Origin of the sequence: Stenotrophomonas veracruzanensis (genome assembly GCF_032911525.1) — a bacterium.
Classification (GTDB): Bacteria; Pseudomonadota; Gammaproteobacteria; order Xanthomonadales; family Xanthomonadaceae; genus Stenotrophomonas; species Stenotrophomonas africana.
In genome coordinates this window covers 84,653-103,118 of sequence record NZ_JAWJTI010000005.1, presented here as the reverse complement: position 1 = coordinate 103,118, position 18,466 = coordinate 84,653, and the positions used below count along the sequence as shown (strand labels likewise).

The window sequence follows — 18,466 nt, the reverse complement described above, 5'->3', positions numbered from 1 at the left end:
CAAGCATGGCACCCACCAGAGCCGCAGCACCGCCCGATCAGGGAATCAGCCGATGGTTTCCAGGCCACCCATGTATGGGCGCAGGGCTTCCGGCACGGTGATGCTGCCGTCGGCGTTCTGGTAGTTCTCCATCACTGCGATCATCGCGCGGCCAACCGCCACGCCCGAGCCGTTCAGCGTGTGCGCCAGTTCCGGCTTGCCGGTGGCCGGGTTGCGCCAGCGGGCCTGCATGCGGCGGGCCTGGAAATCACCACAGTTCGAGCACGAGGAAATCTCGCGATAGGTCTCCTGCGACGGCAGCCAGACTTCCAGGTCGTAGGTCTTCACCGCCGAGAAGCCCATGTCGCCGGTGCACAGCAGCACCTTGCGGTACGGTAGGCCCAGCTTTTCCAGCACCACTTCAGCGCAACGGGTCATGCGCTGGTGTTCAGCATCGCTCTCTTCCGGGCGACAGATCGAGACCAGCTCGACCTTCTCGAACTGGTGCTGGCGGATCATGCCGCGCACGTCGCGACCGCCGCTGCCCGCTTCGGAACGGAAGCACAGCGAGTGGGCGGTCATGCGCAGCGGCAGGCGCTCAGCGTCGAGGATCTCGTCGCGGGCGATGTTGGTCAGCGAAATTTCCGAGGTCGAGATCAGATAACGCTTCTGCTCACCCAGTTGGGTGATGAACATGTCCTCTTCAAACTTGGGCAGCTGACCGGTGCCGTACAGGCTGTCGGCATTGACGATCACCGGCACGTTGGTCTCCTGGTACTCATGCTCCCCGCTGTGCAGGTCGAGCATGAACTGGGCCAGGGCACGATGCAGACGCGCGATCGGGCCGCGCAGCACAGTGAATCGCGAGCCGGACAGCTTGGCCGCGGTCTCGCCGTCGAGCCACTTGTTGCGGGCGCCCAGCTCAACGTGGTCGAGCACCTTGAAGTCGAACTGGCGCGGGGTACCCCAGCGCGCCTGCTCCACGTTGTCGTTCTCGTCGGCACCGGCCGGCACGTCATCGGCCGGAAGGTTCGGAATGCCCATCGAGATCGCTTCGATCTTCTCGCGCAGCTCATCCAGGGCCACTTCCGAGGCCTTCAGCTCGTCGGCGAAGGCAGCGACCTCGGCCATGATGGCCGAAACGTCTTCGCCCTTGGCCTTGGCCTGGCCGATGGCCTTGGAGCGGCTGTTGCGCAGGCTCTGCAGCTCCTGGGTCCGCACCTGGATGCGCTTGCGATCGGCCTCCAGGGACTCCAGGGCAGACACGTCGAGCTCGAAGCCGCGGCTGGTGCGCAGGCGTTCGGCGAGGTCGGCGGGCTGGTGGCGGAGCAGGGCTGGATCAAGCATGGCAGGTGTCGTGGTGGGTATCAGGAATGGGATTATCGCTTGTTATACGGATTTCTGCCGCCCGGTTCATTCTGGCCGTGGCAGAATCGAGCCATTCCGTACTGGTCCGGTCCATGTCTGCACCCCGCTCGTCGTCCGCCAAGTCGTTCACTGTGCATATCCCGCGCAACGCCCTGAAGATCGCCGGCATCGCCTTCGGCGTGGGCGTGTTGCTGTTCGTGCTGGTCTGGCTGACCGGCCGTGACAAGGAGTTCTTCCGCGCCGACCCGGCCGCACAGACCCCGCAGGAAACCGCCCAGGTCGAGCCCCTGCCGGAACCGTTGGCCGCTGCGGCCGGTTCCAGCGACATGCCGGACGCCAAGCCGGCACCGGTGGAGGAGGAAGCGCCGAAGCTGGTCGAAACCGCCCCGCCGCCGCCCGCCCCGATCGCCGAACCGGCCCCGGCCACCCCGGGCGCGGCGCCGGCCACGACCGGCAACAGCCAACCGATGCCGATTGCCGGTCAGTCGCCGCCACCGTCCTATCCCGCCGCTGCACTGCGCGCCGGTGAAACCGGCACCGTGGTGGTACGCGTGGATGTGGACGCCACCGGCTATCCCAACAACGCCACGGTGATCCAGCGAAGCGGTTCGCGCGAACTCGACCGTGCCGCCACCGACGCCGTGCGCCGCTGGCGTTTCACCCCGGCGCAGAGCAACGGCCAGGCCGTGCCCGGCAGCATTGAAGTGCCGTTCGACTTCAAGACGCAGTAACTGAACACTTCCCGGCAGGCAAACTGAACCCTGCCGGTGACGTTGACGCAACGCTGACACTTCCCGTCCATGGCTCGGGCAACACTGCCCACGTCGTCCATTGACGGAAGGAGTTTGCGATGACTGCCACCACCCACGAAGACCTTCATTCGCCGCAGCTGCAGCAGGATTCAAGCGTGCAGCACAAGCCCACGTCGCCCTGGATGTGGATCGCGCTGATCGTGGCGATGTTTGCAGCCGCCCTGCTGTGGCTGCGTCATTCCAACCAGGAAGATGTGGCGCCGGCGCCGGTCGGCGAGCGCATGTTGCCAGCCCCTGAGCAGGCCGCAGTGGCCGATGCAGCAGCGCCCGCAGCGCGCCAGACGGCGCCGGCTACCGCTTCGCGGAAGGCCGCACCGGTGGTGCGCAATCGTGAGGCCCGCCCGCTGGCCAGCAACCGCATGCCCACCTACCCCGCCGCCGCGCTGCGTAGTGGCGTGCAGGGCAGCGTGATCGCCAGCCTGAATGTCGATACCCGCGGCAACGTCGCCAATGCCGCGATCGTTTCGCGCAGCGGCGAGCGCAGCCGCGACCTGGATCGTGCGGTGCTGAACACCGTGCAGAACTGGAAGTTCCAGCCGGCGATGCACGAAGGCCGTGCCGTCGCCAGCGTGGTGCGGGTCCCGGTGGATTTCCGTACCGAGCAGCGTTGATCGCGGACGAGGGGTTCGTGATGTTTAGACGGAGGCTTCGGCCTCCGTCCTTTTATGCGGAAAGGCGTGCCAACCAAGGTTGGCACCTACCGGGTGAGGTGAGCGTGCCAACCAAGGTTGGCACCTACCGGCTGATGTGAGCGTGCCGACCAAGGTTGGCACCTGCCAGGCAGTGCGATCCGCCGGGCATGGCCCGGCGGTCGCGATGCTGATCAGGCCAGGTTGAACCCGGCGCTGCGCGCCAAGCCATCGAAATCCGGGAAGGATGTGGCGACGTTGGCGATGTCGTTGATGCGCACTTCGCCGTCACTGACCTGGCCGGCAATGGCGAACGCCATGGCAATGCGATGGTCACCGTGGCTTTCGATGGTGCCGCTGCCCAGGCGCACGCCGCCGTGCAGGGTGGCGCCGTCTTCGGTCTCGTCCACTTGCATGCCCAGCGCGCGCAGGCCGGTGGCCATCGCCGCAAGGCGGTCCGACTCCTTCACCCGCAGCTCGGCTGCACCGCTCACCACGGTCTGGCCTTCGGCCGCTGCTGCCGCAACGAACAGCGCCGGGAACTCATCGATCATGTCTGGCACCAGCTCTTCCGGAATGCGCGCGCCCTTCAACGGGGCGTAGCGCACCACCAGGTCCGCCACCGGTTCACCGCCCTGCTCAGCCGGATTCTCTTCGGTGATGTCCGCACCCATCAGCCGCAGCGCGTGCAGCAGGCCGGTGCGGCGCGGATTCAGGCCGACCTGCTTCAGGCGCAGCTCGGAGCCGGGAATGATGCTGGCAGCCACCAGATAGAACGCGGCAGACGAGAAGTCGGCCGGCACCATGATGTCCGTGGCGCGCAGGCGCTGGCCACCGCGCAGGCGCGCCTTGCCCGGCGAGAATTCGATGTCCACGCCGAACGCGGACAGCATGCGTTCGGTGTAGTCGCGGGTCGGGTGCGGTTCGACAACGCTGGTTTCGCCCTGTGCGTACAGGCCTGCCAGCAACACCGCCGACTTGATCTGCGCGCTGGCCACCGGCGAAGCGAAGTCGATGCCATGCAGCGTCTGGCCGCCATGCACGTGCAGCGGCGGCGTGCCGTCATCCTGGGTGTCGATCTTCGCGCCCATCTGCGACAGGGGGCCGGTGACACGGCGCATCGGGCGGCCGGACAGCGACTCATCGCCGATCAGCGTGCAGTCGAACGCCTGGCCTGCCAGCAGGCCGGCCAGCAGGCGCATGCCGGTGCCGGCGTTGCCGCAGTCCAGCGGCGCATCCGGGGCCTGCAGGCCGTCGATACCGACGCCGTGCACGATGCGCTGCGACGGGCTGGGCGTTTCGATGCGCACGCCCAGCTGGCTGAAGATGCGCGCGGTCGCGCGGGTGTCTTCGCCTTCCAGGAAGCCTTCGATATGCGAGGTGCCGTCGGCCAGCGCGGCGAACATCACCGAGCGGTGCGAGACCGACTTGTCGCCGGGAATGGTCAGGCTGCCCTGCAGCGGCTGGCCCTTGCGGGCGATCCAGTGTTGCGCGTTGCTCATCGTTCGATCATTCCGTAAACGCCGGCAGCGCCGGCGATGCATCAGGGGGCGGCGACCGAGGCCGCCGCAGCAGCACTCAGGGCACGGCCACCGGATAGGAACCCAGCACCTTGATCTGCGCCGAGTGCGCTTCCAGTTCGGCCAGCGCGGCCTGCATCGGCGCGTCGTCGATGTGGCCGGCCAGGTCGATGAAGAAGCCGTATTCCCACTTGCCGTGGTGCGACGGGCGCGACTCGATGCGGTTCATGCTGATGCCGTGGCGGGCGAACGGGCTGAGCACGTCGAACAGCGCACCGGGCTTGTCATGGATGAACACCAGCACCGACGTGCGATCGTGGCCGGAGGTCGGGAAGATGTTGCGGCCCACCACCAGGAAGCGGGTGGTGTTGTCGGCATCGTTCTGGATCGGCTTGGTGACCACCTTCTTCAGGCCGTACACATGGCCGGCGCTCTCACCGCCGATGGCCGCCGCATCATCGGCGTTGCGCGCACGGCGCGCACCTTCGGCATTGCTCGAGACCGGAATCTTCTCGGCCTTCGGCAGGTTGGCGCGCAGCCACGCCGAGGTCTGCATGAACGACTGCGGATGCGCGTAGATGCGCTCGATGTCCTCGATGCGGCCGCTGCGCGACATCAGGTACTGCTGTACGCGCAGTTCCACTTCGCCACAGATCTTCAGGTTGGAGGTCAGGAACATGTCCAGGGTGATCTGGATGGTGCCCTGCCCCGAATTTTCCACCGGTACCACGCCGAAATCGGCATTGCCTGCTTCCACTTCCTGGAACACTTCTTCGATGCTGGCCATCGGCAGGCCCAGCGCGGAGCGACCGAAGTGCTTGAGCACGGCCTGCTGGCTGAAGGTACCTTCCGGACCCAGGTAGCCGATTTTCAGCGGCTCCTGCTGGGCCAGACAGGCCGACATGATCTCGCGGTAGACGTGCACCAGCAGCTCATCGCTGAGCGGGCCTTCGTTGCGATCCACCACCATGCGCAGCACCTGCGCTTCGCGCTCGGGGCGGTAGTAGTCGACGGCGGCGGCGAGCTTGCCCTTGGCCTTGCCGACCTGATGGGCGAAGCGCGCGCGCTCGGCGATCAGGCCCTGGATGTCGCGGTCGATCTGGTCGATCTTCGAACGCACATCGGCCAGCGCCAGCGGCGCCTGGGTCGGTGCCGGGTTCGAGGCGGCCTTGGCCTTGCCCTTCGCCTTGGCGGGCGCGCTGTCCTTGGCCGGTTCGGCCTTCTTCGGCGCCTTCTTGCTGGATTTGCTGCTTGCCATCGGAATTCCTTGTTGCGGGGCCCGCACCCGACGGTGCGCGCCGTTCATTGCTCAGCCGTGACGCTGCTGGAAATCGGCCATGAAGGCGACCAGCGCCTCGGCCCCGGCCAGCGGCATGGCGTTGTACAGCGAGGCGCGGATGCCCCCGACCACCTTGTGCCCCTTCAGCGCCAGCAGGCCAGCGGCCTTGGCTTCGGCGACGAAGCGGGCGTCGAGTTCGGCATCGGGCAGGAAGAACGGAATGTTCATCCGCGAACGGGCCGCATGTGCGACCTCGTTGCGGTAGAAGCCGCCAGAGCAGTCGATGGCGCCGTAAACCAACGCGGCCTTTGCGGCGTTGCGCTTGGCGAACTCGGCCACGCCGCCTTCGGCCAGCATCCACTTGAACACCAGGCCAGCCAGGTACCAGTTCCAGGTCGGCGGGGTGTTGAGCATCGAATCGCGGGCGACGTGCGAGCGGTAATCGAAGATGTCCGCACGCGGCTGGCCACTGCGCTCGAGCAGGTCGCGGCGGATGATCATCACCGCGATGCCGACCGGGCCGAGGTTCTTCTGCGCGCCAGCATAGATCACGCCATAACGGCGCACGTCCAGCGGCTCGCTGGCGATGGACGAGCTGAAATCAGCGATCAGCGGAACGTTGCCGGTGTCGGGCACATCACGGAACTCGACGCCGTGGATGGTCTCGTTGGCGGTGATGTGCACGTAGGCGGCATCGGGTGACAGCCGCCAGTCGGCACGTGCCGGCATCTCGCGGTAGCCGTTGGCCTCGCTGCTGGCGGCGATGTTGACGTCGACGTAGACACCGGCCTGCTTGACCGCCGTCTTGCCCCAGTGGCCACTGACCACGTAATCGGCGCGCTGGCCCGGGGCGGCGAAGTTGAGCGGGATCAGGGCCTGCTGGGTGGTGGCACCACCGGACAGGAACAGCACCGCATAGTCTTCGGGGATATCGAGCAGGCGACGCAGGTCGGCCTCGGCCTCGGCGGCCACGGACATGAATTCCGCGCCGCGATGGCTCATTTCCACGATCGAGGCACCGGTACCGTGCCAGTCCAGCATTTCCGCCTGCGCCTGGCGCAGGACCGATTCCGGCAAGGTCGCAGGGCCGGCACTGAAGTTGAACGCGCGCGTCATGTCACACCTGTGGGGCAAGATCCCTAGTATGCCGCAGTGCACCAGCCTTGCGGCCTTGTGGCGCAAGGGAAATTTGGTTTCATTGGAATCCATTGGCCGCGCTCACAGCACCGGTAGCCGCCAACCTTGGTTGGCCTACGCCGTCAGGCGTCATGCGCACCCACGGAGCGTGCCGACCAAGGTCGGCACCTAGCAAAGCCGTGTGCTGCCAGGCGTCATGAGCCCTGATGGAGCGTGCCGACCAAGGTCGACACCTCCACAGGGCAGACCCAGCGGATTCAGATCAGCGCGCGCCGAACCAGAGCAGCAGGCTGAGCAGCGCGGCCAGCAGCAGCGCACTGACCAGCAGCCACGGCCAGCGCCGGACCTTGCGCGGCACGGCCGGCAGCACCGGCGCCTGCTCGGCGTCCTGGCTGGACTCGTCTTCATCCGGCAGCGGGCGTCGGCGTGGGTCATGCGGCACTTCCAGCACGAACCGGTGCTGGCCATCGAACACCACCTGGTCGCCCGCCTGCAGCCAGCAGTGGCGCACGGCCACGCCGTTGACCCGGGTGCCGTCGGCACTGCCCAGGTCACGCAGCAGCACGCGCTCGCCATGCACTTCCACACGGGCGTGCTGTTCGGCGAAGGCCGGTTCATTGATCTCGATGTCGGCGTCGCCGCCGCGACCGACCAAGCGGGTTCGCGACAGGGTGAAGCTGCGGCCATGGTGCAGGCCGCCGACGCCGCGCAGCAGGCGCTGCTGCTCATCGGAGCCGTCGTCGTTCTTCGGCGCAGGCGCCTGCAGCAGGCTCTCGACCTCGCCCTGCAGGACCATCTCCACGCCGTCCACGTACACCGCATCGCCCGCACGCAGCAGCGCCATGCGCCGCACCGGGCGGCCGTTCACGTGGATGCCGCGGATGCCGTTGCCGACCTGCAGCCAGAGACCGCGATCGTCCATGCAGAACTGCGCCAGCAGCAGGGCGCCGTTGCCAGCATCGCCGAGCCGCACACTGCCGTTGGCCTGGCGCACGATGCGTTGCACCCCGGGCCTCAGCGGCTGGTCGGGCTGTTGTTGTTGACTGAAGTGAACAAGCAGGTTCTGCACGCGGCGCAGCCTAGCAGGTTGGCCGCCAACGAAGAAGAACCCACGATGAGTGCTTGGCGCGGAGGCCCTCGATGCGCACAATGCTCGCCCTCATTGATCATCCCCGCCCTGCGCCAGGAGCCTGCATGTCCACCATCGATGTCCGCCACGCCCACGCCCTGCCCGACGCACAGGCGCGCGCCGCGATCGAACAGGTTGCCGCCAAGTTGTCCGAGCGCTTCGGCCTGAAGTCGTCGTGGACTGCCGACGTACTGAATTTCTCCGGCAGCGGCGTGGACGGTGCGATCGAACTGCAGCCGGGCGCCGTGCGCGTGACCGCCAAGCTGGGCTTCCTGCTGTCGGCGATGAAGGGCATGGTCGAAGGCGAGATCCAGCGCGTGCTGAAGGAAAAGCTGGGCTGAACCCCGGCGGCGGCCGTCACGGCCGTGCAACGCCAACGCGCGCTACTCTCGGGACAGGCCCAACTCCCACCGGAAGTGCGATGAACCACTACGAAAACGATGACCGCCGCAACGACGACGCCTCGTTCGGTGACCAGGCCGAGCGCTTCTCGCGCAAGCTGAGTGACTCGGCGCAGCAGGTCTGGCTGGCCGGCCTGGGCGCTCTTGGCCGTGCACAGGCTGAAGGCAGCCGCTTCTTTGATGGTCTGGTGAAGGAAGGCGAAGCCTGGGAGGCCCGCCGCCGTGAACGCCACGGCGAACAGGGCCCGGGCTGGCGCGACAACGTCGAGACCTCGCTGGACGAGGCCCGCGAAAAGGCCTCCGGCACCTGGACCAAGGTTGAGAAGGCCTTTGATGACCAGGTGCAGGGCGTGCTCAAGCGCCTGCACGTACCCACCGCCGACGAGGTAACTGCGCTGGAGGCCCGCATCGACGCCCTCCAGGCGCGCCTGGCCAAGCTGGAGAATCGCGACGCCTCGGGCACCGATGCACCTGCACCGGGCAGTCATCAGTCGCCAGGCAGCGTGCCCTGACCGGCCGTTGTTGCAATGCAATAAAATTTGATTGACAATCGCGAGCAACCCGCCAATCGCTTCGGCTGCCGTTTGTTCCCTCCCCTCACGGCTTCAGGATTGGCGGGTTTTTCGTGTCCGCCGTATACCGATCTGCGCGCTCCATCACGCTTCCTGTCAGGAACATCCTGACCCAGCCGGGCACCGCGACCTTTACACTGTCGCTCTCCGCTTTCGCCCCTTCCGCCCTACTCCTGCATGCTCCCCTGGATCCTGGCCCTGCTGTCGGCCCTGCTTACCTGTTCCCTGGCCGTTGTCTATCTGTGGTGGATCAAGCGGCGGCAGAGGGAGATGCAACTCGGCCTGCAGGCCTTGGCCGGCATGCACTGGCGCGAATTCTCGGTACTGGTCAAGCGCATGCTGCGCGAGCAGCGCGGCCTACGAGAGCTGAATGACCCGGGCGAGGAATCCCGTGAGCCGAGCAGCGATTTCCTGCTCAGTGACGGCCCCAACAGCTGGCTGGTGTCGTGCAAGCACGGCCTGGCGTACCGCATCGGCACCGCCGCAGTGAACGAACTGGGTGCGGCCGCGCGCCTGGCCGGCGCCAAGGGCGGCGTGCTGCTGACCGAAGGCCGGATGGAACGCGACGGCCGCAGCGCCGCCGAGAAGCAGGCGGTCGAGGTGCTGGACGGCCCGCGCCTGTGGCCGTTGCTGCAGCCCTATCTGCCGGCGGAAATCGAAACCCGTGTGCGCGCCAGCGCCCGCCATGAAGCCCTGCGCCGGATCGCCATTGCCGCTCTGGGTTCGGCCACGCTGGGCCTGCTGGTCGGCTTGGGCCTGCAAGGGCTGCATGTGCAGGACGCCCCGCCCGTTGCCGAGGTGGCGGTCGCCTCCGCGCCGGTCGCGCCTGCGGTTGAGATGGCGTCCGAACCGGCGCCGGCGCCCGCCAGCATGCCAACGGCCGCCGCGCCTGCACCGGCCACACCCTCCACCGACGCACGCAGCAACCCCAACCCGGATGCCGCCACCCTGGAGCGCTTCCAATCCGATCTGTCCCGCGCCTTGGCCGGCAAGCCCGGGATCGCCAGCGGCGTCTGGCTGACCCGGCAGACGCTGGCCATCAACCGCACCGGCGAGCTGGACGCGGTGTGGCCACAGGTCTGCGAGGAAGTGCTGCACTACCCCGCCCTGCGCAACGTACGCATCCAGCTCAACGCCCGCCCCGGCGTGGATGAGCCGGTGCGCTGGCGGCAGTGCGCTACGTATTGATGGGGCAGCATCCACGCATGGCGTGGATCTACTGAATCCCGATGCGCGACTCCTTGGTAGATCCACGCCACGCGTGGATGCCTTTGCAGAGTTGAGCCACGCGCGAACAGCAGCCGAGCATCGGCTCGGCTCCACGTGGCGCCTGCTCAGCCCAATGCCGCGAGATGGGCAATGTAACTGGAGCGCGATTCACCCGCCGCTCTGGCCTGCGCATCCAGCCTCGCCAGGATCCGGCGTGGCAGGCTGATATTGACCCGCTCGATGGTGTCGTCCAGCAGAGCTGGATCAATGCAGATGTACGCAAGAATCCAACGGATGTCCTTGGATGCCTCGGCGGCGATCTTCTGCGGCGCGGAAGGTGTCGGAATCGAGCGCCCCTCATCCAGGGCCGCGTCAATCCAGGCGAGCGCCGCCTCTTCCGCCGCAGTGAGCGCATCATCAAGCGTGTCGGCCGCCGAGAAGCACCCCGGCAGATCTGGAACGACCACACCCCACGCGGTGCGTTCATCGCCTGCCTCGATCAAGACTGGATATCGCATGGGCCCTCCTACGTCAGTCCCGCGAGCTTCCGCAACGCCTGCACGAGCGCCTTCCCCAGATCCTTCCTTGGGTGAGGAACGGTGATGATGTGAGGGTGCTGCGGGTGCACGAATACATGATGGGATCCGCGGATCCGGCGACAGATCCAACCTGCCGCTTCCAGTTCCCGGATGAGGTCCCTGCTCTTCATGCAGGGACGATACACATCGTACACACGCCCCGACGGAGTTCAAGGCGACAGCCGTTTCGGCCCAGTAGATCCACGCCCTGCGTGGATGGAATCCCTATCGCGCGCCCGGCGCGAAGCGCGCCACCAGGTCCCACGCATCACCGAGAAAGACCTGACGCACGCGGGTGATCGGCTGCTCACCGCGCCAGGTCAGGCGCTCGATCACCAGGCAGGCGGTGCCGGGCTTCACGTCCAGCAGCTTGGCGGTGGCAGGATCCGCGCCCCAGGCACTGATGCGGTGCTGGGCACGGGTCCACGATACGTTCTGCAGCAACCAGCTACCCGGCGCGGTGGTGCTGAAATCAACGTCCAGCACCTCGGGCACGCCCACCGGGCTGATCAGGCGATGCTCCAACGCCAGCGGGCGACCATCGGCCAGATGCAGGCAGCGCATCGCCAGCAGGTTTTCCTGGCCGGCCAGCTCGACTTCGCCGGCATTGCCGGCATCGGCAAGGCGCAGCTCGCGCTGCAGCAGACGATAGGCGTACTGATGGCCGCGCGAGCCGACCTCCATCGCGATATCGGGAATCTCCAGCGCCACCTGCTCCAGGTGCGGCGGCTGCCGCGCCACGAACGAACCTGCGCGGCGGCGACGCTCGATCATGCCGCTCTCGGCCAGTGCGGTCAGCACCTTGTTCACCGTCATCCGCGAGCAGCCGTACTGCTCCATCAGCTCGTGTTCGTACGGAATACGAAAGCCCGGCGCCCATTCTCCGCTGAGGATGCGGCTTTCCAGATCGCTGCGGATACGCTGGTTGAGCGTGGCGGACTTGCTGGCCTTCACGTAATGGGGTCTCCGTGGCGGGAGGCGATCAGCCCAGCACGCCCTTCAGCGCACCGGCGAAGGCGGTGGTGATCGCCTCGCGTTGCAGGTGGCGGCCCTCGGCCACGCATTGGCGGCCATGGCGCCAGACCGATCGCAGCGCGCCATTACGTGCGGCGAACACCCAGCTGTCAAGCCATGCGTCATCCTGCCGCGCCTGCAACGCGGGGTGCTCAGCATCCAGCTCGACCAGGTCGGCACTGGCCCCCACCTGCAGGCCGGCGGCCACGCCCAGGGCCTGTGCGCCCCCGTGCAGTGCGCCTTCAAACAGGAAGCGACCGGTGCTGCGGGTGGCATCCGGCGCCAGCACGTTGCGACCGCGCAGGGCCAGGCGCTGGCCATATTCGAGCAGGCGCAGTTCTTCGGCGGCATCGATCAGCACATTGGAATCGGAGCCGACACCGAAGCGCCCACCCTCGCGCGCAAACGCCTGCATCGGGAACAGACCGTCACCCAGGTTGGCTTCGGTGATCGGGCACAGGCCGGCCACCGCCCGGCTGGCCACAATGGCCGCGCGCTCGTCGTCGGTGATGTGGGTGGCATGCACCAGGCACCAGCGCGCATCGACCGGTGCATGGTCGTACAGCCACTGCACCGGACGCTGGCCGCTCCAGGCCAGGCAAGCCTCGACTTCGCGCACCTGCTCGGCGATATGGATATGCACCGGGCCGTCGGTCAGCGGCAGCAATGCACTCAATTCCTCGCCGGTGACTGCACGCAGGCTGTGCGGGGCAATGCCGAGTACCGCGTCGGGCAGCGCGGCCAGTGCCGGCTTGGCGGCGTCCAGCAACTGCGCGAAACCGTCCACGTCGTGGATCAGGCGTCGCTGCGCCGGATTCGGCGGCGCGCCGCCGAAATCGGCATGTGCATAGAACACTGGCAGCAGGGTCAGGCCGATACCGGTCTGGTCGGCCGCCGCCGCGATCCTCGCACTCATTTCGGCGCGGTTGGCATAGGCATGGCCATCGGCGTCGTGGTGCAGGTAGTGGAATTCGCCGACGCGGGTGAAGCCGCTTTCCAGCATTTCCATGTAGGCCTGGGCGGCGATGGCCTGCACCGCGTCCGGGCGCAGATGGGCCAGGAAGCGGTACATCAGCTCACGCCAGCTCCAGAAACTGTCGCCGTCGCCGCCGCCGATCTCGGTCAGGCCGGCCATGCCGTGCTGGAAGGCGTGGCTGTGCAGGTTGGGCAGGCCCGGCACCAGGATGCCGACGCGGGTGTCGCCGTGCTGGGCGCCCTGCCCCGTCTGGATCGCCGTGATGCGGCCGTTCTGCACCTGCAGGCGGACATCGCGGGCCCAGCCGTCGGCCAGCAGGGCGTGGGCGGCATGGAAACAGTGCGGGGAACGCGAATCGGACATGGCTGGACAACCCGAAATGGACACCTATATTGTATAGACATATAAGCACAGCCGCGTTGTGGATGCCATGCACGTCGATACCCTCTGGTCCAACGTTCACCTGATCACCCTCGATGGCGAAGGGCTGGGTGTCATCCGCGATGGCGTACTGGCCTGCGCTGACGGCCGCATCGTCCATGTCGGTCCAGCCGGCAGCGATGCCCAGCTGCAGCCAACCACCCGCATCGATGGCGAAGGCCGCTGGATTTCGCCCGGCCTGATCGACTGCCACACCCATCTGGTCTACGCCGGCAACCGCGCCAACGAGTTCGAGCAGCGCCTGCAGGGCGTCAGCTATGCCGACATCGCCCGTGCCGGCGGTGGCATCGTCTCCACCGTACGCGCCACCCGTGCTGCCACCCCGGAACAGCTGGCCCGTGAAAGCCGGCCGCGCCTGCTGGCGATGCGTGCCGAAGGCGTGACCACGATCGAGATCAAGTCCGGCTACGGCCTGACCCTGCCAGACGAACGCAAGCAGCTGCAGGTGGCGCGCGCGCTGGGCGAGGAATGCCGGGTCAACGTGGTGACCACCTTCCTCGGCGCGCACGCGATTCCGCCGGGCCGCGAAGCACAGGAGTACACCGACGAGGTGTGCAATGTGATGATCCCGGCCATCGCCGCCGAAGGCCTGGCCGAAGCGGTGGATGTGTTCTGCGAGAACATCGCCTTCTCGCCGGCGCAGGCGCGGCAGGTCTTCGAAGCGGCGCGCGCCAACGGGTTGGCGGTGAAGATCCATGCCGAGCAGCTGAGCAACCAGCATGGCGCCGAACTGGCCGCCAGCTTCGATGCACTCTCGGCCGACCATATCGAACATCTGGATGATGCCGGCATCGCCGCGATGGCGGCAGCCGGCACCGTCGCCGTGCTGCTGCCCGGCGCCTTCTACTTCACCCGCGATACCACCCTGCCGCCGATCGCCGCGCTGCGTGCGGCCGGCGTGCCACTGGCGCTGGCCACCGACAGCAACCCGGGCACCTCGCCACTGACCAGCCCGCTGCTGGCGATGAACATGGGCGCGACGCTGTTCCGCCTGACCGTGGACGAGTGCATCGCCGGCTTCACCCGTGAAGCGGCGCGCGCGCTGGGCCATGGCGAGCACATCGGGCGACTGGCCGTGGGCCTGGACTGCGACCTCGCGATCTGGGACATCGACGCGCCCGCCGACCTGGTCTATCGCATGGGATTCAACCCGCTGCACGCGCGCGTGGTGCGCGGACAGCCCGACCTGCCTGCCTCCTGGAGCAACACATGAGCAACACCCTGGTTCTTCGCCCCGGCCATGTCACTCTTGCCCAGTGGCGGCAGGTCTATCGCGGTGCGCCACTTGCACTGGACCCGGGCGCGCTGCCGGTAGTGCGCGCCAGTGCTGCTGCAGTCGCCGCGATCGTCGCCAAGGGCGCGCCGGTGTATGGCATCAACACCGGCTTCGGCAAGCTGGCCAGCGTGCGCATCGAGCGCGAAGATCTGGCTACCCTGCAGCGGAACATCGTGCTTTCGCATGCCGCCGGCGTGGGCGAGCCGATGCCGGCCAGCGTGGTGCGCCTGATGATGGCGCTGAAGCTGGTCAGCCTGGCGCAGGGTGCGTCGGGCATCCGCGAGGAAACCCTGCTGCTGCTCGAAGCGATGCTGGTCAAGGGCGTGCTGCCGGTGGTGCCCGCGCAGGGCTCGGTGGGTGCCTCGGGTGACCTGGCCCCGCTTTCGCACCTGGCCAGCGTGATGCTGGGCGTGGGCGAAGCCTTCATCGGCGGCGAGCGCCTGCCCGCAACCGACGCACTGGCACGTGCCGGCCTGCAGCCGATCGAACTGGGCGCGAAGGAAGGCCTGGCGCTGCTCAACGGCACCCAGTTCTCCACCGCCTATGCACTGGCCGGCCTGTTCGAGATCGAGACCGTGTTCCAGGCCGCACTGGTGACCGGCGCGCTGTCGGTGGAAGCAGCCAAGGGCTCGGACACGCCGTTCGACCCGCGCATCCACGCGATCCGCGGCCAGCGCGGGCAGATCGCCACCGCCGCCACCCTGCGCACGCTGATGCAGGGTTCGGACATCCGCGAGTCGCATCGCGACAACGACGTGCGCGTGCAGGATCCGTACTGCCTGCGCTGCCAGCCGCAGGTGATGGGCGCGGCGCTGGACATCCTGCGCCAGGCCGCGACCACACTGGAAATCGAAGCCAACGGCGTGTCCGACAATCCGCTGGTGTTCACCGATACCGGCGAGGCGCTGTCCGGTGGCAACTTCCACGCCGAGCCGGTCGCATTCGCCGCCGACATGCTGGCCATGGCGGTGTGCGAGATCGGTTCGATCAGCGAGCGCCGCCTGGCGATGCTGGTCGACCCGGCCCTGTCCGGCCTGCCGGCGTTCCTGACCCCGCGTCCGGGCCTGAATTCCGGCTTCATGATTCCACAGGTGACCGCGGCTGCGCTGGTTTCGGAAAACAAGCAGCGTGCCTACCCGGCCAGTGTTGATTCGATCCCGACCTCGGCCAACCAGGAAGACCACGTGTCGATGGCCGCGCACGGCGCGCGGCGCCTGATGCAGATGGCCGAGAACGCCGCCAACGTGATCGGCATCGAGCTGCTGGCCGCTGCGCAGGGCTGCGACTTCCATGCGCCGCTGCGCTCCAGTGCCGCGCTGGAATCCGTGCGCGCCACCCTGCGCGCGCAGGTGCCGACGCTGGAAGAAGACCGCTACTTCCACCCGGACATGGTGACCGCCACGAATCTTGTGCGCAGCGGTGCACTGGCGCAGGGCCTGGGAGAGCTGCTGCCGACCGTGGAACCGCAGGCATGAATGCCCATCCCGAATGGTTGACGGTGCACGAGGGCGACGCCCCGTTGATCGTCAGCTTCCCGCATACCGGCAGCGAACTGCCGCACGACCTGATCGGCGACTACCACTCGCCGTGGCTGGCCCGTCGCGATGCTGACTGGTGGGTGCACGAGCTGTACGACTTCGTGCGCGGCATGGGCGCCACCACGGTGCGCTCGGCGATCTCACGTTCGGTGATCGACCTCAACCGCGATCCCAGCGGCGTATCGCTGTATCCGGGCCAGAACACCACCGGCCTGTGCCCACTGACCACCTTCGACAACCAGCCGCTGTACCACGCCGGGCGCGAACCGGATGACGCGGAAATCGCACGTCGCCGCGACACGTATTTCCTGCCTTACCACGATGCGCTGGCTTCGCAGATCACGCGCCTGCGTGCACGCCACGGCACCGTGGTGGTGTACGACGCGCACTCGATCCGCTCGCATATTCCGCACTTGTTCGACGGCGAACTGCCGCAGTTCAACCTGGGCACCGCCGGTCCTTCGGGTGCGCCGGACACGTCCTGCGACAACGCCCTGAGCGATGTGGTTGAAAACCTGCTCAGGATCAGTGGCATGAGCCAGGTGCGCAATGGCCGCTTCAAGGGCGGCTGGATCACCCGCCACTACAGCAACATCGCCGGCGGCGTGCACAGCCTGCAGATGGAGCTGGCCTGCCGTGGCTACATGCACGAACCCCTGCCGGACCAGGTGGACGAACACAGCTGGCCCACCCCGCTCGACCCCGACCACGCCGCACCGCTGCGCCATACCTTGGCGCAGGTGCTCAACGCCTGCCTTGAATTCGCTACGAACCGGAGCGCCGCATGACCCGCAACGACCCGTCCCGCACCATCGCCGCGCCGACCGGCACCACGCTCAACGCCAAGAGCTGGCTGACTGAAGCGCCGTTGCGCATGCTGATGAACAACCTGCACCCGGACGTGGCCGAACGCCCGCAGGAACTGGTGGTGTACGGCGGCATCGGCCGCGCCGCACGCGACTGGGAAAGCTTCGATGCCATCGTCGAAACGCTCAAGCGCCTGGACGATGACCAGACCCTGCTGGTGCAGTCGGGCAAGCCGGTGGGCGTGTTCCGCACCCACGCCGATGCGCCGCGCGTGCTGATCGCCAATTCCAACCTGGTGCCGCGCTGGGCCAACTGGGACCACTTCAACGAGCTGGATAAGAAGGGCCTGGCCATGTACGGCCAGATGACCGCCGGCAGCTGGATCTACATTGGCGCGCAGGGCATCGTGCAGGGCACCTACGAGACCTTCGTGGAAATGGGCCGCCAGCACTTCGGTGGCAACCTGACCGGCAAGTGGCTGTTCACCGGCGGTCTGGGCGGCATGGGCGGCGCACAGCCGCTGGCTGCCGTGATGGCCGGCGCCTCCTGCCTGGCCGTCGAGTGCCGCAAGAGCAGCATCGACATGCGCCTGCGCACCGGTTACCTGGATACCTGGACCGACAATCTGGACGAAGCGCTGCACCTGATCGACGAGTCGTGCAAGGCCGGTACACCGACGTCGGTGGGCCTGCTCGGCAACGTCGCCGATGTGCTGGCTGAGTTGCTGGCGCGCGGCATCAAGCCGGACCTGCTGACCGACCAGACGTCCGCGCACGACCCGGTGAACGGCTACCTGCCGCAGGGCTGGACCGTCGAGCAGTGGGATGAGAAGCGCGTTTCCGCCCCCAAGGAAGTGGAGAAGGCCGCGCGCGCGTCGATGGCCAACCACATCCGCGCCATGCTCGGCTTCCACGCACTGGGCGTGCCGACCGTGGACTACGGCAACAACCTGCGGCAGATGGCGCTGGAGGAAGGCGTGGCCAATGCCTTCGACTTCCCCGGTTTCGTGCCGGCCTACATCCGCCCGTTGTTCTGCCGCGGCATCGGCCCGTTCCGCTGGGCCGCGCTGAGCGGCGATCCGGAAGACATCGCCAAGACCGATGCCAAGGTGAAGGAACTGATTCCGGACAACCCGCACCTGCACCGCTGGCTGGACATGGCCGCCGAGAAGATCAAGTTCCAGGGCCTGCCGGCGCGCATCTGCTGGGTCGGCCTGGGCGACCGCGATCGTCTGGGTCTGGCCTTCAACGAGATGGTCGCCAACGGCGAACTGAAGGCGCCGGTGGTGATCGGTCGCGACCACCTGGACAGCGGCAGCGTCGCTTCGCCGAACCGCGAAACCGAAGCGATGGCCGACGGCTCCGATGCGGTGTCCGACTGGCCGCTGCTGAACGCCCTGCTCAACACCGCCAGCGGCGCGACCTGGGTGTCGCTGCATCACGGTGGTGGCGTCGGCATGGGCTTCTCGCAGCACGCCGGCATGGTGATCGTCTGCGACGGCACCGAGGCAGCGGCCAAGCGGATTGGCCGCGTTCTGTGGAACGACCCGGCCACCGGCGTGATGCGCCATGCTGATGCGGGGTATGAGATCGCGGTGGAGTGTGCGAAGGAGAAGGGGCTGGATCTGCCGGGGATTCTGGGCTGATCGCAGGGGTGGCGGCCCCCCCCCCCCACTACCGCAAGGCACCTCTAGAGCCGAGCCATGCTCGGCTCAATGCTTCCGGGGTCACGACGCCTGACCGGAAGGCAGCCGAGCATGGGCTCGGCTCTGCATGCTTGACCCAGTGTCCGACGCTGACCA

The 18,466-nt window shown here is 67.4% G+C and carries 18 protein-coding genes; 9 read left to right on the top strand and 9 right to left on the bottom strand.

Going from position 1 to position 18,466, the window contains the following annotated elements:
- Positions 1-45: 45 nt before the first annotated feature.
- Positions 46-1,326: a serine--tRNA ligase gene (gene serS, locus R1H25_RS06250; protein ID WP_317223066.1), complete on the bottom strand. Its 1,281-nt coding sequence runs from the start codon at positions 1,324-1,326 to the stop codon at positions 46-48.
- Between the two features lie 113 nt (positions 1,327-1,439).
- Here serS and R1H25_RS06245 point away from each other — a divergent pair, with 113 nt between their 5' ends.
- Positions 1,440-2,078 (top strand): energy transducer TonB, encoded by a 639-nt coding sequence (locus R1H25_RS06245; protein ID WP_049448545.1) that lies wholly within the window; start codon positions 1,440-1,442, stop codon positions 2,076-2,078.
- Positions 2,079-2,197: 119 nt separating this feature from the next.
- A complete protein-coding gene (locus R1H25_RS06240; RefSeq protein WP_049448547.1) occupies positions 2,198-2,770 on the top strand; it encodes an energy transducer TonB in 573 nt (190 codons plus the stop codon).
- A 212-nt stretch (positions 2,771-2,982) separates the two neighbouring features.
- Here the strand turns inward: R1H25_RS06240 and aroA are convergent, their stop codons facing one another.
- The 4 genes from aroA to R1H25_RS06220 all read right to left on the bottom strand — a co-directional run bounded on the left by aroA (position 2,983) and on the right by R1H25_RS06220 (position 7,793).
- On the bottom strand, positions 2,983-4,290 hold the full coding sequence (aroA, locus tag R1H25_RS06235; protein WP_317223065.1) for a 3-phosphoshikimate 1-carboxyvinyltransferase: 1,308 nt from the start codon (positions 4,288-4,290) through the stop codon (positions 2,983-2,985).
- A 76-nt stretch (positions 4,291-4,366) separates the two neighbouring features.
- Positions 4,367-5,566, bottom strand: a complete 1,200-nt coding sequence (gene pheA, locus R1H25_RS06230) for a prephenate dehydratase (protein ID WP_317223064.1) — start codon at positions 5,564-5,566, stop codon at positions 4,367-4,369.
- 51 nt (positions 5,567-5,617) lie between these two features.
- A complete protein-coding gene (gene serC / locus R1H25_RS06225) occupies positions 5,618-6,703 on the bottom strand; it encodes a 3-phosphoserine/phosphohydroxythreonine transaminase (protein WP_317223063.1) in 1,086 nt (361 codons plus the stop codon).
- 283 nt (positions 6,704-6,986) lie between these two features.
- Positions 6,987-7,793 carry an FHA domain-containing protein gene (locus tag R1H25_RS06220; RefSeq protein WP_295557478.1) on the bottom strand — a complete coding sequence of 269 codons (807 nt, stop codon included), beginning with the start codon at positions 7,791-7,793 and terminating at the stop codon, positions 6,987-6,989.
- A 125-nt stretch (positions 7,794-7,918) separates the two neighbouring features.
- Between R1H25_RS06220 and R1H25_RS06215 the strand changes: the two genes are divergently transcribed.
- From R1H25_RS06215 to R1H25_RS06205, 3 genes are all read left to right on the top strand, one after another.
- Positions 7,919-8,194, top strand: a complete 276-nt coding sequence (locus R1H25_RS06215) for a polyhydroxyalkanoic acid system family protein (protein ID WP_005417302.1) — start codon at positions 7,919-7,921, stop codon at positions 8,192-8,194.
- An 80-nt stretch (positions 8,195-8,274) separates the two neighbouring features.
- Entirely contained in the window at positions 8,275-8,766 is a 492-nt protein-coding gene (locus tag R1H25_RS06210; protein ID WP_317223062.1) for a phasin family protein, read from the top strand.
- Between the two features lie 237 nt (positions 8,767-9,003).
- Positions 9,004-10,014 (top strand): restriction endonuclease, encoded by a 1,011-nt coding sequence (locus R1H25_RS06205; RefSeq protein WP_317223061.1) that lies wholly within the window; start codon positions 9,004-9,006, stop codon positions 10,012-10,014.
- Between the two features lie 146 nt (positions 10,015-10,160).
- On the opposite strand, the gene R1H25_RS06200 is transcribed toward R1H25_RS06205, so the two are convergent.
- The 4 genes from R1H25_RS06200 to R1H25_RS06185 form a co-directional block, all read right to left on the bottom strand.
- Positions 10,161-10,553 (bottom strand): type II toxin-antitoxin system HicB family antitoxin, encoded by a 393-nt coding sequence (locus R1H25_RS06200; protein ID WP_134951390.1) that lies wholly within the window; start codon positions 10,551-10,553, stop codon positions 10,161-10,163.
- An 8-nt stretch (positions 10,554-10,561) separates the two neighbouring features.
- Positions 10,562-10,744, bottom strand: a complete 183-nt coding sequence (locus R1H25_RS06195; RefSeq protein ID WP_317223060.1) for a type II toxin-antitoxin system HicA family toxin — start codon at positions 10,742-10,744, stop codon at positions 10,562-10,564.
- A 94-nt stretch (positions 10,745-10,838) separates the two neighbouring features.
- Positions 10,839-11,567 (bottom strand): histidine utilization repressor, encoded by a 729-nt coding sequence (gene hutC, locus R1H25_RS06190; protein WP_088481130.1) that lies wholly within the window; start codon positions 11,565-11,567, stop codon positions 10,839-10,841.
- A gap of 28 nt (positions 11,568-11,595) precedes the next feature.
- On the bottom strand, positions 11,596-12,966 hold the full coding sequence (locus R1H25_RS06185; RefSeq protein ID WP_317223059.1) for a formimidoylglutamate deiminase: 1,371 nt from the start codon (positions 12,964-12,966) through the stop codon (positions 11,596-11,598).
- 67 nt (positions 12,967-13,033) lie between these two features.
- On the opposite strand from R1H25_RS06185, the gene hutI reads away from it, so the two are divergent.
- From hutI to hutU, 4 genes are read left to right on the top strand one after another with little or no spacing between them, the layout of a single operon-like run.
- Complete coding sequence (gene hutI / locus R1H25_RS06180; RefSeq protein WP_317223058.1) at positions 13,034-14,257, top strand: imidazolonepropionase; 1,224 nt, start codon at positions 13,034-13,036, stop codon at positions 14,255-14,257.
- Entirely contained in the window at positions 14,254-15,795 is a 1,542-nt protein-coding gene (gene hutH / locus R1H25_RS06175) for a histidine ammonia-lyase (protein WP_317223057.1), read from the top strand. The genes hutI and hutH overlap by 4 nt, the downstream gene beginning before the upstream one ends.
- Positions 15,792-16,646: an N-formylglutamate deformylase gene (hutG, locus tag R1H25_RS06170; RefSeq protein WP_049448567.1), complete on the top strand. Its 855-nt coding sequence runs from the start codon at positions 15,792-15,794 to the stop codon at positions 16,644-16,646. Before hutH ends, hutG begins: the two co-directional genes overlap by 4 nt.
- The gene (gene hutU / locus R1H25_RS06165) at positions 16,643-18,310 is read left to right on the top strand and encodes a urocanate hydratase (protein WP_317223056.1); all 1,668 of its coding nucleotides are present in this window, start codon (positions 16,643-16,645) and stop codon (positions 18,308-18,310) included. The genes hutG and hutU overlap by 4 nt, the downstream gene beginning before the upstream one ends.
- The last annotated feature ends 156 nt before the right edge of the window (positions 18,311-18,466 follow it).

Coding starts and splice junctions, on each gene's coding strand:
- serS (WP_317223066.1), bottom strand. CDS start 1,326: ATGCTTGATCCAGCCCTGCTCCGCCACCAGCCCGCCGACCTCGCCGAA.
- R1H25_RS06245 (WP_049448545.1), top strand. CDS start 1,440: ATGTCTGCACCCCGCTCGTCGTCCGCCAAGTCGTTCACTGTGCATATC.
- R1H25_RS06240 (WP_049448547.1), top strand. CDS start 2,198: ATGACTGCCACCACCCACGAAGACCTTCATTCGCCGCAGCTGCAGCAG.
- aroA (WP_317223065.1), bottom strand. CDS start 4,290: ATGAGCAACGCGCAACACTGGATCGCCCGCAAGGGCCAGCCGCTGCAG.
- pheA (WP_317223064.1), bottom strand. CDS start 5,566: ATGGCAAGCAGCAAATCCAGCAAGAAGGCGCCGAAGAAGGCCGAACCG.
- serC (WP_317223063.1), bottom strand. CDS start 6,703: ATGACGCGCGCGTTCAACTTCAGTGCCGGCCCTGCGACCTTGCCGGAA.
- R1H25_RS06215 (WP_005417302.1), top strand. CDS start 7,919: ATGTCCACCATCGATGTCCGCCACGCCCACGCCCTGCCCGACGCACAG.
- R1H25_RS06210 (WP_317223062.1), top strand. CDS start 8,275: ATGAACCACTACGAAAACGATGACCGCCGCAACGACGACGCCTCGTTC.
- R1H25_RS06205 (WP_317223061.1), top strand. CDS start 9,004: ATGCTCCCCTGGATCCTGGCCCTGCTGTCGGCCCTGCTTACCTGTTCC.
- R1H25_RS06200 (WP_134951390.1), bottom strand. CDS start 10,553: ATGCGATATCCAGTCTTGATCGAGGCAGGCGATGAACGCACCGCGTGG.
- R1H25_RS06195 (WP_317223060.1), bottom strand. CDS start 10,744: ATGAAGAGCAGGGACCTCATCCGGGAACTGGAAGCGGCAGGTTGGATC.
- R1H25_RS06185 (WP_317223059.1), bottom strand. CDS start 12,966: ATGTCCGATTCGCGTTCCCCGCACTGTTTCCATGCCGCCCACGCCCTG.
- hutI (WP_317223058.1), top strand. CDS start 13,034: ATGCACGTCGATACCCTCTGGTCCAACGTTCACCTGATCACCCTCGAT.
- hutH (WP_317223057.1), top strand. CDS start 14,254: ATGAGCAACACCCTGGTTCTTCGCCCCGGCCATGTCACTCTTGCCCAG.
- hutG (WP_049448567.1), top strand. CDS start 15,792: ATGAATGCCCATCCCGAATGGTTGACGGTGCACGAGGGCGACGCCCCG.
- hutU (WP_317223056.1), top strand. CDS start 16,643: ATGACCCGCAACGACCCGTCCCGCACCATCGCCGCGCCGACCGGCACC.